Origin of the sequence: Streptomyces sp. NPDC016845 (assembly GCF_044332585.1) — a bacterium.
In the GTDB taxonomy this organism is placed as follows: Bacteria; Actinomycetota; Actinomycetes; order Streptomycetales; family Streptomycetaceae; genus Streptomyces.
This window is the reverse complement of record NZ_JBIRPI010000007.1, coordinates 291,659-305,427: the sequence shown is the minus strand read 5'-3', so window position 1 is coordinate 305,427 and position 13,769 is coordinate 291,659. Positions and strand designations below refer to the sequence as shown.

Below are 13,769 nucleotides of genomic sequence, written 5' to 3'. Positions count from 1 at the left end.
ATGACCGTGACGGCCGAAGCCCCCGCAGTCGCCCCCTTCCGATTCTTCGATCTGCGAGTGGTGCGCACGAGGCGCCTAGGCCCGTCACTGCTACGGGTCACCTTCACCGGGGACGAGCTCGCCGCCTTCCACGGCGGCGGGCGCGACCAGTCCCTCTCCCTCTTCCTGCCGCAGCCGGGCCGGCACGCACCGGTCCTGCCGCCCGTCGAGGCGGGTGACGACGGCCGCGCCTGGCACGCGGCCTACCGGGCGATCCCGGCCGACGAGCGCGCGGTGATGCGCTCGTACACGCTGAGCGGCCAGCGCCGCGCGCGGCCCGGACACGTTGAAGAGATCGACATCGACTTCGTCCTGCACAACGACGGTCCGGCCGTCGCCGGGCCCGCCTGCCGCTGGGCGGAGGGCGCGCGCCCCGGCGACCTGGCCGCCGTGCTCGGTCCGGCGGTCGCCGACAACGCGGCGGTGCGCTGCCGTCCGCCGCACGACTTCGACCACATCGTCATGTGGGGCGACGAGACGGCGCTGCCCGCCGCGCTCGGCGTGCTCGCCTGGCTGCCGTCGACCGTCTCCGCGCACGTGGTCCTGGAGGTCCCGCGCCGCGGCGACGTCCAGCCGGTCGTGACCGCCGCCGACGTCACCGTGGAGTGGCTGGTGCGCGAGGAGGGCTGCGCGACGGCGCTCGACGCGCTCAGCAGAGCTCAACTCCCGCCCTGCGCAAGGCCGTACGCCTGGCTCGCGGGTGAGTCCGGCACGATGAAGGAGCTGCGCAGGCATCTCGTGCGGGAGCGCGGGTACGACAAGCGGGCGGTGACGTTCGTCGGGTACTGGAAGCGCGGGCTGAGCGAGGACGCGCTGCGGGAGCAGCCGGCCGCCGCGTAACGCACGACGGCGGCGCGAGCCGGTCACCATCCGGCAAGTGCGGGCGATCCGGGCACACACCTGGGGCGAGTTCGCGAGCTGAAGTTAGGTTAGGCTAACCTAACGACGAGTTCGCGACCTCGCCCTTTCTCGTGTCCCGCCCGGGATCACCCCACCCCCACCCCGGAGGAACCGTTCATGCGCTCGCACCTGCTCAATGACACGACCGCGGAGCTCTACCGCGGCTCCGTGACCGAGGGAATCGAGCGGGTGGCGGCCAGACTCGCCACCACCACGAAGCCGTTCACCGGCGTCACCCCGGACGCCCTCGCCCCCACCATCGACGCCGTCGACCTGGACACGCCGCTCCACGACACCATGGCCGTGCTCGACGAGCTGGAGGACGTCTACCTCCGCGACGCCGTCTACTTCCACCACCCCCGCTACCTGGCGCACCTCAACTGCCCGGTCGTGATCCCCGCCGTCGTCGGCGAAGCCGTCCTCTCCGCCGTCAACTCCTCGCTCGACACCTGGGACCAGTCGGCGGGCGGCACGCTCATCGAGCGCAAACTCATCGACTGGACCACCGCGCGCGTCGGCCTCGGCCCCGCCGCCGACGGCGTCTTCACCTCCGGCGGCTCGCAGTCCAACCTCCAGGCGCTGCTCCTGGCCCGCCAGGAGGCCAAGACCGGCCCGGAGAGCTGGGAAGGCCCGGCCCCACTCGCGAAGCTCCGCGTCTTCGCCTCCGAGGCCGGCCACTTCAGCGTGCAGAAGTCCGCGCGGCTCCTCGGCCTCGGCGCCGACGCCGTCGTGTCGATCCCCGTAGACCGCGACAAGCGGATGCGGACCGCGGCGCTCGCCGCCGAGCTGGAGCGCTGCCGCGCCGACGGCCTCGTCCCCATGGCCGTCGTCGCCACCGCCGGCACGACCGACTTCGGGTCCATCGACCCGATGCCCGAGATCGCCGAGCTGTGCGACCGGTACGAGACGTGGATGCACGTGGACGCCGCGTACGGCTGCGGCCTGCTCGTCTCGCCGAAGAACCGCGACCGGCTCACCGGCATCGAGCGCGCCGACTCCGTCACCGTCGACTACCACAAGTCGTTCTTCCAGCCGGTCAGTTCGAGCGCGATCCTCGTCCGTGACGGCGCCACCCTGCGCCACGCGACCTACCACGCCGAGTACCTCAACCCGCGCCGCACGCTCGCCGAGCGCATCCCCAACCAGGTCGACAAGTCCCTGCAGACCACCCGCCGCTTCGACGCGCTCAAGCTGTGGATGACGCTGCGCGTGATGGGCGCCGACGGCATCGGCGACCTCTTCGACGAGGTGTGCGACCTCGCGCACGAGGGCTGGAAGCTGCTCGCCGCCGACCCGCGCTTCGACGTCGTCGTGGAGCCGAGCCTGTCCACGCTCGTCTACCGCTACATACCGGCCGCCGTCACCGACCCCGCGGAGATCGACCGCGCCAACCTCCACGCCCGCAAGGCCCTGTTCGCCTCCGGTGCCGCGGTGGTCGCGGGCACCAAGGTGGGCGACCGCCAGTACCTGAAGTTCACCCTGCTCAACCCCGAGACGACCCTCGCCGACATCTCGGCCGTTCTCGACCTCATCGCCGGCCACGCCGAGCAGTACCTGGGAGACACCCTTGACCGCGCTTCCTGAACCCCGTGACACGCATGACTTCATCGGGATCGGACTCGGCCCGTTCAACCTCGGCCTCGCCTGCCTCACCGAACCCATAGCCGAGCTGAACGGTGTCTTCCTGGAGTCCAAGCCGGACTTCGAGTGGCACTCCGGGATGTTCCTGGAGGGCGCGCACCTCCAGACCCCGTTCATGTCGGACCTGGTCACGCTCGCCGACCCCACCTCCCCCTACTCCTTCCTCAATTACCTGAAGGAGTCCGGCCGGCTGTACTCGTTCTACATCCGCGAGAACTTCTATCCGCTGCGTGTCGAGTACAACGACTACTGCCGCTGGGCCGCCGCCAAGGTCTCCTCGATCCGCTTCGGCACGACGGTCACGTCCGTCACGTACGACGAGGGCGACGGCCTCTACACCGCCACCACCGGGAGCGGCACCACCTACCGCGCCCCGCACCTGGTCCTCGGCACCGGCACCCCGCCGCACATCCCCGACGCCGTCCAGGGCCTCGGCGGCGACTACCTGCACAACTCCCGCTACCTCCAGCACAAGAAGGAGCTGCAGCAGAAGGAGTCGATCACGCTCGTCGGCAGCGGCCAGTCCGCCGCCGAGATCTACTACGACCTGCTCAGCGAGATCGACGTCCACGGCTACCGCCTGAACTGGGTCACGCGCTCCCCGCGCTTCTTCCCCCTCGAATACACCAAGCTGACGCTCGAGATGACGTCCCCGGACTACATCGACTACTTCCACGCGCTGCCGGAGACCACCCGGTACGCCCTGGAGGAGCGGCAGAAGGGCCTGTTCAAGGGCATCGACGGCGAGCTGGTCGACGCGATCTTCGACCTGCTGTACCAGAAGAAGCTCGGCGGGCCCGTACAGACACGGCTCCTCACCAACTCGGCGCTCGTCAGCGCCGGTTACGAGAACGGCACGTACACCCTGGGCCTGCACCAGGAGGAACAGGACAAGGCGTACGAGCTGCACACCGAGGGCCTGATCCTCGCCACCGGCTACAAGTACCAGGCCCCGGCGTTCCTGGAGCCGGTCAGGGACCGTATCCGCTTCGACGGCCGCGGCCGCTTCGACGTCGCCCGCAACTACGCCATCGACACCACCGGGCGCGGCATCTTCCTGCAGAACGCGGGCGTGCACACGCACAGCGTCACCAGCCCCGACCTGGGCATGGGCGCCTACCGCAACAGCTACATCATCGGCGAGCTGCTCGGCTCCGAGTACTACCCCGTCGAGAAGACCATCGCCTTCCAGGAGTTCTCCGTATGACCTTCGCGATACGCCCCCTCGATCCGACGCGGGACGCCGCACTCGTCCACGGCTGGGTCACCCACCCGAAGGCGTCGTTCTGGCTGATGGGGGACGCGACGCTGCCGGACGTCGAGCGCGAGTACCTGTCCGTCGCCGCCGCCGAGCACCACGACGCGTTCATCGGCGAGCGCGACGGCGTCCCCGTCTTCCTGATGGAGAGCTACGACCCGCGCCACGTGGAACTCGTCGGCCTGTACGAGCCCGAGCCCGGCGACATCGGCATGCACTTCCTCGTCGCGCCGACCGACACCCCCGAGCACGGCTTCACCCGCGCCGTGATCACCACCGTGATGGCGCACCTCTTCGCGGACCCGCGCGTCGAGCGCGTGGTCGTGGAGCCCGACGTCAGCAACAAGGCCGTGCACGCGCTCAACGAGGCCGTCGGTTTCGTCCCCGCCCGGGAGATCGACAAGCCGGAGAAGAGGGCGCTGCTCAGCTTCTGCACGCGCGCCCGGTTCGAAGCCGCCACTCAGCAGACGGAGGTGCGCGCATGACGCTCGCCGACACTGTCACCCACCTCTCCCCCGAGCGCTGGGCCGAGGCCAACCGCCTCCTGATCCGCAAGGCGCTCGCCGAGTTCACCCACGAGCGCCTCCTCACCCCCGAGCCGCTCGACGACGGCCGCTACGTCGTCCGCAGCGACGACGGCACCACCCGCTACGAGTTCAGCGCCCGCCGACTGCGCCTGGACCACTGGCAGATCGCCGCCGGCTCGATCACCCGCCACCGCGACGGCACCGGACTCCCTCTCCAGGCACTGGAGTTCTTCACCGAGCTGAAGGGCGCGCTCGGCCTGTCCGACGCGATCCTGCCGGTCTACCTGGAGGAGATCTCCTCCACCCTGTCCGGCACCTGCTTCAAGCTGACGAAGCCCGACGTCACCGCCGCCGAGCTGGCCGCCTCCGGGTCCTTCCAGGACATCGAGACGGGCATGACCGAGGGCCACCCCTGCTTCGTCGCGAACAACGGCCGCCTCGGCTTCGGCATCCACGAGTACCTCTCGTACGCGCCCGAGACCGCGAGCCCCGTACGGCTGATCTGGCTGGCGGCGACGCGCGAGCGGGCCGCGTTCACGGCGGGCGTCGGCCTCGACTACGAGTCGCTGCTCCGCGCCGAACTCGGCGAGGAGACCCGCGGCCGCTTCGACGCCACCCTCCGCGACCATGGCCTCGACCCGGCGGACTACCTCCTCATCCCCGTCCACCCGTGGCAGTGGTGGAACAAGCTGTCCGTCACCTTCGCCGCCGAGGTCGCCCAGCGCCGCCTCGTCTGCCTGGGCGAGGGCGACGACGAGTACCTGGCGCAGCAGTCGATCCGTACGTTCTTCAACGCCACCTCCCCCGAGAAGCACTACGTGAAGACGGCCCTGTCCGTCATCAACATGGGCTTCATGCGCGGCCTGTCGGCGGCGTACATGGAGGCGACGCCCGCCATCAACGACTGGCTGGCCGGGCTCATCGAGAGCGACGAGGTGCTCAGGGGCACGGGCCTGACGATCATCCGCGAGCGCGCGGCCGTCGGCTACCGGCACCTGGAGTACGAGGCCGCCACCGACCGCTACTCGCCCTACCGCAAGATGCTGGCCGCCCTGTGGCGCGAGTCCCCGGTCGCGTCCCTCGCCGAGGGCGAGCGGCTCGCCACGATGGCGTCGCTGCTGCACGTGGACCGCGCGGGCCGCTCCTTCGCGGGCGCCCTGATCGAACGCTCGGGCCTGACCCCGCGCGAGTGGCTGAAGCCCTACCTCACGGCCTACCTGACGCCGCTCCTCCACAGCTTCTACGCCTACGACCTGGTGTTCATGCCGCACGGCGAGAACGTCATCCTGGTCCTGGACGAGCGCGGGGCCGTCCGGCGGGCGGTGTTCAAGGACATCGCCGAGGAGATCGCGGTGATGGACGTGGACGCGGTGCTTCCGCCGAAGGTGGACCGTATCCGCGTCGAGGTCCCCGACGACATGAAGCTGCTGTCGATCTTCACGGACGTCTTCGACTGCTTCTTCCGCTTCCTGGCGGCGAACCTGGTCGAGGACGGCGTCCTGGACGAGGACACGTTCTGGTCGGCGGTCGCCGACTGCGTACGCGACTACCAGGACTCCGCGCCGCACCTGGCGGACAAGTTCAAGCGGTACGACATGTTCGCCCCGACGTTCGCGTTGTCCGCCCTCAACCGGCTCCAGCTGCGCAACAACGCGCAGATGGTGGACCTGGCGGACCCGTCTGGCGCGTTGCAGCTGGTCGGCGATCTGGATAACCCGATCGCGTGACGGCCGTATGAGACCGGAAGGGGCTCGGGAGACGGTCCTCCCGAGCCCCTTTCTCAACAACTCACTTTGTCGGCCACGGCACCTGCGGCGACTTGTAGTAGCCGATGCCGAGCGCGTCCCAGCGCGGCGCCTGCGCGGCGAGGCGCACCTTGTACGTGTCCCAGTCGTGCGTGGCCGCGGGCGACCAGCCGAGCTCGGCCACGCCCGGCAGCCGTGGGAACGCCATGTACTCGATGTCCGCGGTCTTCGTCAGCGTCTCCGACCACAGCGGCGCCTCGACCCCGCGCACGGCCGAAGCCGGCGCTCCGGTCAGGTAGTTCCCCGGATCCCAGTCGTAGGAGCGCCGCACCTCCACGTAGCCCGCCCAGGACAGGCCGAGCGGGGTGTCCTTGTCGTACTTCATGTCGAGGTACGTGCGGTCCGCGGGCGAGATGATGAGCCCGGTCCCGTTCTTCGCGGCCTCGGCGACCTGCGCCTTCTCGGCCGCGCTCGTCCCCTCCGTGCCCCAGTACTGCGCGAGCGCGCCCTTGGCCGGGGTGGCGGCGGTGAGCTGGTGCCAGCCGACGACCGTCTTGCCGTACTTGGCGACGATCGGCTGCACCTTGTTCATGAAGGTGACGTAGTCCTCGTGGCTGGTGGAGTGGGCCTCGTCGCCGCCGATGTGGAGGTACTTGCCGGGCGTGATCGCGGCCAGCTCGCGCACCACGTCGTCCACGAACTCGTACGTGATGTCCTTGTCGACGCACAGCGAGCTGAAGCCGACCTCGGTGCCGGTGTAGAGCGGGGGCGCGACACCGTCGCAGTTCAGCTCGGCGTACGAGGCGAGCGCCGCGTTGGTGTGGCTCGGCATGTCTATCTCGGGCACGACCTCCAGATAGCGGGAGGCGGCGTACCGGACGATCTCCTTGTACTGGGCCTTGGTGTAGTAGCCGCCCGCGCCTCCGCCGACCTGCGTGGACCCGCCGTACGTGGCGAGCTTCGGCCAGGAGTCGACGGCGATGCGCCAGCCCTGGTCGTCGCTCAGGTGCAGGTGCAGCTTGTTGACCTTGTAGAGCGCCAGCTCGTCGATGTACCGCTTGACCTGGTCGACCCCGAAGAAGTGGCGGGACACGTCGAGGTGGGCGCCGCGCCAGTCGTAGCGCGGGGTGTCCTCGATGGTGCCGCCCGCGACCAGCCACGGCCCGGACTGCCTGCTGTTCGCCTCCACCTTCGCGGGCAGCTGCTGGCGCAGCGTCTGGACGCCGTGGAAGAGCCCGGCGGCCTCGCGCGCGACGATGGTGACGGACCGCCCGTCGCTGGTCAGCCGGTACCCCTCCGCCCCGAGCCTGCCGTCCTTGCGGTTCAGTTCAAGGCGGATGCCGTCGCGGCCGTCATCGTCGGTGACGGGCAGCTTGTAGCCGGTGGACGGGCGCAGGACATCGGCGAGGTGGTCGCCGACCCGGCGCGCGTCGCGCGAGCCGTCCTCGACCCGGATCCGGGTCGAGGCGGTGATCCGGTACGCGGATCCGCCCGCGGTCGCCTTCGCGGGCGCGGGGACGATCTGCCCGAGCGGGATCGCGGCGGCGGGCGCGGCGGCGGTGGGAGAGGCGGCGGCCGGGACGGCTCCGACGGCCCCGGCTCCGGCGGCGACGAGAAGGAGCGAGCCCAGCACGGCTACGGCGGGCCTGGTGTGCGATCTGTGGTGCGTCCTCACGAACGGTCCCTTCGACGGTGGTCGTTGCGGAGTTCGTCGTACGAGCGTTTCGTGCGTGCGTAGGTGCAACCGATCGGTCACCATGCGTACCCCCCGCCCCGCGACCGGTCAAGGTGTAGACCATTCCCCGGGGGCCTGATGTCAGAATCGCCCCATGGCGGAAATCATCCAGCGCGACGGCACGTGGACGTTCGAGGGTGAGGCCCTGCGGCTCACGCCCGGACGGGACAAGAACGTCGGCCTGCTCCGCAAGACGCTGGGCGAACTCGTCGTCCCCCTGGAGGCGTTGGCGGGGATCTCCTTCGAGCACGGCAAGAAGACGGGCCGCCTGCGGCTGCGGCTGCGCGACGGCGCGGACCCGCTCCTCCAGGCGTCGGGCGGCAAGCTGACGGACGCCTCGGACCCGTACCAGCTCACGGTCGAGTCGGACCGGTACGGCGTCGCGGAGTACCTGGTGGACGAGGTGCGCAACGCGCTGCTGCTCGAACAGGTCCCGGCGACGCCCTGCACCGCCTACGTCCTGCCGGGCCCGGCCGTACCGCTGTCCGTCTCGGCCGGGGACGGCACGGTCGGCTTCGACGGGGAGCACATACGCCTGGAGTGGAACTGGAAGACGGACGACGCCAAGGCCGCCGCCGGGGCGCGGATGCTCGCCATCGCCGACATCGCGGCGGTGGAGTGGCAGCCGGCCGTGGGCCTGGAGAACGGCTGTCTGCGCTTCGTCGTCAGATCGTCGCCGACGAAGGCGCCGCCGAAGTACGACCCGAACTCGGTCGAGCTGTGGGGGTTCAAGAAGGACCCGCTGATGGCGCTGGTCGCGGCGGCCGTCCAGGCCCGCCTGCCGCACCCGGCCGCGCCCGCCGCCCCGGCCGTCCCTGCCGCCCCCGAGGCCCTGGCCCCGGCGCCTCAGTCCGCCCCCGCCGCCGCCCCCGCCGAGGACGACCACGACGCGCTGCTGCGGCGCCTGCGCGAACTCGGCGAGCTGCACCGGGCCGGGGTCCTGACGGACGACGAGTTCACGGCCGCGAAAGGGGCGGTCCTGAAGCGGCTGTGACCTCACCCGGCGCCGGTCATCGGGTCAGCGGCGCACCTTGCGGGCCACGACGAACCGGTCGATCTCCTCGCCGGTCTCCGCGAGTCCGCGCACCGTCAGCTTCGCGGTACGGCCGGCCGGCGCCGGCTCCACGTCGACCCGCAGGAACGAGTAGTTGGTGTACCGCACCCGCGACCAGTCGACGGTCACCGGCTTCTTGGAGCCGTCGGGCTGGACCACGTACGACTGGAACGGGTCGGTCTCCTTCTCGTGGCCCTGGTAGGTGTCCTCGACCGGGAAGGCGTACAGGCTCTTGCCAGCCGCGCCGGCCGTGACGTAGACGATGCCGTCGGTCTCCGGGTAGGCGGTGCCGCCGATCGGCAGCTCCTTGGTGACCTTCTCGCCCTTGAGCACGTCGGAACGCTCGTAGACGTGGTTGTGGCCGTTGATGACGAGGTCGACCGTGTACTTCTCGAACAGCGGCACCCACTCCTTGCGCACGCCGCCCTCGGAGGCGTGCGCGGTGGCGGTGCAGTACGCGCAGTGGTGGAAGAAGACGACGATGAAGTCGATGCCCGAGCCGTGGCGGCGGAACTTCTTCAGCTGCGCCTCGAACCACTTGGTCTGGGTGGAGCCGGAGATGCCGAGGTTGGCCGGGATCTCCCACGACACGTCGTTGGCGTCGAGCGAGATGACGGCCGTGTTGCCGTGCACGAACGAGTACACGCCCGGCAGGTTCCGCGGGTCCGGGCCGTTGCGCGGCGGCGCGAAGCGGGCCTCCTGGCTGCCGTAGCCGTTCGGCGAGTACCAGGCCTCCATGTCGTGGTTGCCGTAGCTGACCATCCACGGCACCGACTTGGCGACGGACTCGGTCTGCGCGAGGAACTGGTCCCAGGTCCGCGCGTCGAACGTGTCCGTGGTCTTCCCCTGGCCCGACGGGTCGGCGTAGGCGATGTCACCGGCGTGCAGGTGGAAGGCGGGGCCCTGGGCGAGGATCAGGCTGTCGTTGGCGAGGGCGTGGTAGCTGACGCCCTGGTCGCCGAAGGCGGTGAAGGTGAAGGGCTGCGAGCGGGCGGGTGCCGTGGTGAAGGTGCCGATGGTGCCCGCGAACTTCGGGGCCGCCGGGTCGAAGCCCTGGTGGCCGACGCCGTAGTAGTACGTCTTGCCGGGCTTGAGGTGGGTCAGCTCGGCGTGCACGTAGTACTGGGTGTGGTCGGCGCTCGTGCCGACACCCGCCGGGGTGTGGAGGGCGCGGACCTCGGCCTGGATCTTCCGCGACAGGTCGCCGGCGTGCGCGCCGACGCGGATGAAGGGGTCCTTCACCGGGACCGGCACCTGCCAGGACACCGTCATCTCGGTGCGCGGGTCGCTGCCGTAGGAGAGGTGGCGGCCGAAGGGGGCGACGAGCGCGCCGTCCACGTGGTCGTGCGACGTTCTCGTGGCGGTGGTGGAGGCGGGGGCCGCGGCATTCGCGGCGCCCGGAACGAAGACGCCGCCCGCGACCGCGCCGAGGGTGACGGCGCCGCCGCGCATCATCGTGCGGCGGGAGAACTTGGAGCGCAGGTACTCGTGCTGCTCGGCGAGGCTCCGGCCGGCCAGCTCATCGGGTACGCCCATACGTGGAATGTCCATGGCCTGAAAGTTGCTGGGGGCATCCATCTCGGTCGGGTACGTGGCGTGAACGCGGCCCGAACAAACGGCATAGCCCGGTTCAAGTCATGATCATATCCGCGCGAACCGCACCGACTCGTATGCCACTCCGGCGAACCCTGCCCGATATCGGGCAGATTTCTTGCGAAAGCCCCGGCGCTGCCCCAGGATCGTCCGAGTGCACGAGGAACTCGTCGATCACCTGACCCGCAGCACGCCCCTGGGACGGGGCGAGGCGCTGCGGGTGATCCAGGACGTGCTCGCCTACTTCGACGAGTCGGCGGAGGACTACGTCCGCCGCCGTCACCGCGAACTCCAGGCCCGGGGCCTGGTGAACGCGGCGATCTTCGAACAGATCCGGGCGGATCTGCGGTACCGGGCGGTCGCACCGCCGGAGCTGTCCCTCAGACAGCTCCGCCGGATCGTCTACGGCTGACCGCCGCATCCCGCCAAGAACCAGAGGGGACCTTTCTTACCTATGTGCGGAATTGTCGGTTACATCGGCAAGCGTGACGTGGCCCCGCTCCTCCTGGAGGGGCTGCAGCGTCTGGAGTACCGCGGCTACGACTCCGCGGGCATCGTCATCACCAGCCCGAAGGCCGCGGGCCTGAAGATGGTCAAGGCCAAGGGCCGCGTCCGCGACCTGGAGGCCAGGGTCCCGGCCCGCTTCAAGGGCACCACCGGCATCGCCCACACCCGCTGGGCCACGCACGGCGCCCCCTCCGACGAGAACGCGCACCCGCACATGTCCGGCGACGACAAGGTCGCCGTCGTCCACAACGGCATCATCGACAACGCCGCCGAACTGCGCGCCAAGCTGACCGCCGAGGGCGTCGGGTTCCTCTCCGAGACGGACACCGAGGTCCTCACCCACCTCATCGCCCGCTCCCAGCAGACGGACCTGGAGGACAAGGTCCGCGACGCGCTCCGCCTCGTCGAGGGCACGTACGGCATCGCGGTCGTCCACGCCGACTTCCCCGACCGCATCGTGGTGGCCCGCAACGGCTCGCCGGTCGTCCTCGGCATCGGCGACAAGGAGATGTTCGTCGCCTCCGACATCGCCGCGCTCGTCTCCCACACCCGCCAGGTCGTCACCCTCGACGACGGCGAGATGGCCACCCTCAAGGCCGACGACTTCCGTACGTACACGACCGAGGGCACCCGCACCACCGCGTCCCCGACGACCGTCGAGTACGAGGCCGCCTCCTACGACATGGGCGGCCACGACACGTACATGCACAAGGAGATCTTCGAGCAGGCCGACGCCGTGGACCGCGTCCTTCGCGGCCGCATCGACGACCGCTTCTCCACCGTGCACCTGGGCGGCCTGAACCTGGACGCCCGCGAGGCCCGCTCCGTGCGCCGCGTGAAGATCCTCGGCTGCGGCACCTCGTACCACGCCGGTCTGATCGGCGCCCAGATGATCGAGGAGCTGGCCCGCATCCCCGCGGACGCCGAGCCCGCCTCCGAGTTCCGCTACCGCAACGCGGTCGTCGACCCCGACACCCTCTACATCGCCGTCTCGCAGTCCGGTGAGACCTACGACGTGCTCGCCGCCGTCCAGGAGCTGAAGCGCAAGGGCGCCCGGGTCTTCGGCGTCGTGAACGTGGTCGGCTCCGCCATCGCGCGTGAGTCGGACGCCGGTGTCTACGTGCACGCGGGCCCCGAGGTCTGCGTCGTCTCCACCAAGTGCTTCACCAACACCACGGTCGCCTTCGCGCTGCTCGCCCTGCACCTGGGCCGCATCCGCGACCTGTCCGTCGCCGACGGCAAGCGGATCATCGAGGGCCTGCGCAAGCTGCCCGCCCAGATCACCGCGATCCTGGAGCAGGAGGCGGAGATCGAGGAGATCGCGAAGGAGTACGCGGACGCCCGCTCGATGATGTTCATCGGGCGCGTCCGGGGTTACCCGGTCGCCCGCGAGGCGTCCCTGAAGCTCAAGGAGGTCTCGTACATCCACGCCGAGGCCTACCCCGCCTCCGAGCTGAAGCACGGCCCGCTCGCCCTCATCGAGCCGGCGCTCCCCACGGTCGCGATCGTCCCCGACGACGACCTGCTCGAGAAGAACCGCGCCGCGCTCGAGGAGATCAAGGCCCGCTCCGGCCGCATCCTGGCCGTCGCCCACCAGGAGCAGGAGAAGGCCGACCGCACCATCGTCGTCCCGAAGAACGAGGACGAGCTCGACCCGATCCTCATGGGCATCCCGCTCCAACTTCTCGCCTACCACACGGCGTTGGCGCTCGGCCGGGACATCGACAAGCCGCGCAACCTCGCCAAGTCCGTGACGGTGGAGTAGCCACCACGCTCACGGTGCGGACAGACGAACGGGCCCCATGCGCGCCACCCTGCGCATGGAACCCGTTCCCGCATGGCCGGGGTCGCCCATTACCCCGGCCGCAGCCGCCAGTTGGTCGCTCCCCCGCGTCGCATCTCCCGCGCGCAATCTCCCGCGTGCATTCTCCCGCGTTCCATTCGTACCCTTCACAAAGGCACAAGGCACCTCGTACGCGTGAGTAGGTTCGGCGGAACCGCCGGGACCGCTACGGGATGACGATGACGGGCCGCTGCGCGCGCCGCGCGAGCCGGCCCGCGACCGAGCCGAAGATCCGTCCGACGAGCCCGTGGGTCGAGCCCACGACGATGGCGTCGGCGGAGTACTCGCGGCCGACCTCCTCCAGCTCGTGGCAGATGTCGCCGCCGCGCTCGACGAGGATCCAGGGCACCTCGGCCAGATACTCCGCACAGGCCAGCTCCAGCCCGAGCACCTCGGTGCGGTGGTCCGGCACGTCGACGAAGACGGGTGGCTCGCAGCCGGCCCACACCGTGGTCGGCAGCCGGTTGGCCACATGCACGATGATCAGCCCGGAGCCCGAGCGATGGGCCATGCCGATCGCGTAGGCGAGGGCGCGCTCGCTCGACGTCGAGCCGTCGAAGCCGACGACGACACCGTGCTGGAACGCGGGGTCACAGGGGTGACGTGTCTCTTCCGCCGCGAGGGGGGTCTCCGTGGGTTCGGCGACCTGCCGCTTGCGGTCCGCGGGTTCGGGAATCTCGTGACCGGCCATGAGTGTCTCGGCGTGTACTCCGTGAGCCTCTGGAATGAGGGGACGACAACGGACTCGGCGGAGCTGTGTCCGGGAATCATCTTCCCAATGCCATACCCCCAAGGGTACGGCGGCACTCCTCCTTAGCCCAGAATCCGGCCTGCTGCCAGGCCCGCACCCCGCTTGCCGTGGGGGTCACGCTCCGCAGCGTTCAGGGGAGCATGCACGAGGCACGCCCGTATGGCAATGGTTGCTGC

Annotated in this window: 11 protein-coding genes; 8 read left to right on the top strand and 3 right to left on the bottom strand. The window is 70.1% G+C overall.

Features of this window, described 5'->3' with window-relative positions:
• The 5 genes from ACH4RC_RS20915 to ACH4RC_RS20895 all read left to right on the top strand — a co-directional run bounded on the left by ACH4RC_RS20915 (position 1) and on the right by ACH4RC_RS20895 (position 6,092).
• Positions 1–879, top strand: coding sequence for a siderophore-interacting protein (locus ACH4RC_RS20915; RefSeq protein WP_398202883.1), 879 nt, complete (start codon positions 1–3; stop codon positions 877–879).
• Positions 880–1,056: 177 nt separating this feature from the next.
• Positions 1,057–2,523, top strand: coding sequence for a lysine decarboxylase DesA (desA, locus tag ACH4RC_RS20910; RefSeq protein WP_398202881.1), 1,467 nt, complete (start codon positions 1,057–1,059; stop codon positions 2,521–2,523).
• Positions 2,507–3,787, top strand: a complete 1,281-nt coding sequence (locus ACH4RC_RS20905; protein ID WP_398202879.1) for a lysine N(6)-hydroxylase/L-ornithine N(5)-oxygenase family protein — start codon at positions 2,507–2,509, stop codon at positions 3,785–3,787. Before desA ends, ACH4RC_RS20905 begins: the two co-directional genes overlap by 17 nt.
• A complete protein-coding gene (locus tag ACH4RC_RS20900; protein ID WP_398202878.1) occupies positions 3,784–4,323 on the top strand; it encodes a GNAT family N-acetyltransferase in 540 nt (179 codons plus the stop codon). Before ACH4RC_RS20905 ends, ACH4RC_RS20900 begins: the two co-directional genes overlap by 4 nt.
• Positions 4,320–6,092, top strand: coding sequence for an IucA/IucC family protein (locus ACH4RC_RS20895; protein WP_398202876.1), 1,773 nt, complete (start codon positions 4,320–4,322; stop codon positions 6,090–6,092). The genes ACH4RC_RS20900 and ACH4RC_RS20895 overlap by 4 nt, the downstream gene beginning before the upstream one ends.
• Positions 6,093–6,153: 61 nt before the next feature.
• Here ACH4RC_RS20895 and ACH4RC_RS20890 read toward each other — a convergent pair whose 3' ends face one another.
• Entirely contained in the window at positions 6,154–7,785 is a 1,632-nt protein-coding gene (locus tag ACH4RC_RS20890; RefSeq protein ID WP_398202874.1) for a beta-N-acetylhexosaminidase, read from the bottom strand.
• 154 nt (positions 7,786–7,939) lie between these two features.
• Here ACH4RC_RS20890 and ACH4RC_RS20885 point away from each other — a divergent pair, with 154 nt between their 5' ends.
• The gene (locus tag ACH4RC_RS20885; RefSeq protein ID WP_398202872.1) at positions 7,940–8,839 is read left to right on the top strand and encodes a DUF4429 domain-containing protein; all 900 of its coding nucleotides are present in this window, start codon (positions 7,940–7,942) and stop codon (positions 8,837–8,839) included.
• A gap of 24 nt (positions 8,840–8,863) precedes the next feature.
• Here ACH4RC_RS20885 and ACH4RC_RS20880 read toward each other — a convergent pair whose 3' ends face one another.
• Positions 8,864–10,435 (bottom strand): purple acid phosphatase family protein, encoded by a 1,572-nt coding sequence (locus ACH4RC_RS20880; RefSeq protein ID WP_398202871.1) that lies wholly within the window; start codon positions 10,433–10,435, stop codon positions 8,864–8,866.
• A 211-nt stretch (positions 10,436–10,646) separates the two neighbouring features.
• On the opposite strand from ACH4RC_RS20880, the gene ACH4RC_RS20875 reads away from it, so the two are divergent.
• The gene (locus tag ACH4RC_RS20875; protein WP_398202868.1) at positions 10,647–10,904 is read left to right on the top strand and encodes a hypothetical protein; all 258 of its coding nucleotides are present in this window, start codon (positions 10,647–10,649) and stop codon (positions 10,902–10,904) included.
• Between the two features lie 42 nt (positions 10,905–10,946).
• Positions 10,947–12,764: a glutamine--fructose-6-phosphate transaminase (isomerizing) gene (gene glmS / locus ACH4RC_RS20870; protein ID WP_398202866.1), complete on the top strand. Its 1,818-nt coding sequence runs from the start codon at positions 10,947–10,949 to the stop codon at positions 12,762–12,764.
• A 244-nt stretch (positions 12,765–13,008) separates the two neighbouring features.
• Here glmS and ACH4RC_RS20865 read toward each other — a convergent pair whose 3' ends face one another.
• A complete protein-coding gene (locus tag ACH4RC_RS20865; RefSeq protein ID WP_398202863.1) occupies positions 13,009–13,533 on the bottom strand; it encodes a universal stress protein in 525 nt (174 codons plus the stop codon).
• Positions 13,534–13,769 lie beyond the last annotated feature (236 nt).

Excerpts from the sequence above, each read along its gene's own strand:
- ACH4RC_RS20915 (WP_398202883.1), top strand. The coding sequence starts at position 1 with ATGACCGTGACGGCCGAAGCCCCCGCAGTCGCCCCCTTCCGATTCTTC.
- desA (WP_398202881.1), top strand. The coding sequence starts at position 1,057 with ATGCGCTCGCACCTGCTCAATGACACGACCGCGGAGCTCTACCGCGGC.
- ACH4RC_RS20900 (WP_398202878.1), top strand. The coding sequence starts at position 3,784 with ATGACCTTCGCGATACGCCCCCTCGATCCGACGCGGGACGCCGCACTC.
- ACH4RC_RS20895 (WP_398202876.1), top strand. The coding sequence starts at position 4,320 with ATGACGCTCGCCGACACTGTCACCCACCTCTCCCCCGAGCGCTGGGCC.
- ACH4RC_RS20885 (WP_398202872.1), top strand. The coding sequence starts at position 7,940 with ATGGCGGAAATCATCCAGCGCGACGGCACGTGGACGTTCGAGGGTGAG.
- ACH4RC_RS20880 (WP_398202871.1), bottom strand. The coding sequence starts at position 10,435 with ATGGGCGTACCCGATGAGCTGGCCGGCCGGAGCCTCGCCGAGCAGCAC.
- glmS (WP_398202866.1), top strand. The coding sequence starts at position 10,947 with ATGTGCGGAATTGTCGGTTACATCGGCAAGCGTGACGTGGCCCCGCTC.
- ACH4RC_RS20865 (WP_398202863.1), bottom strand. The coding sequence starts at position 13,533 with ATGGCCGGTCACGAGATTCCCGAACCCGCGGACCGCAAGCGGCAGGTC.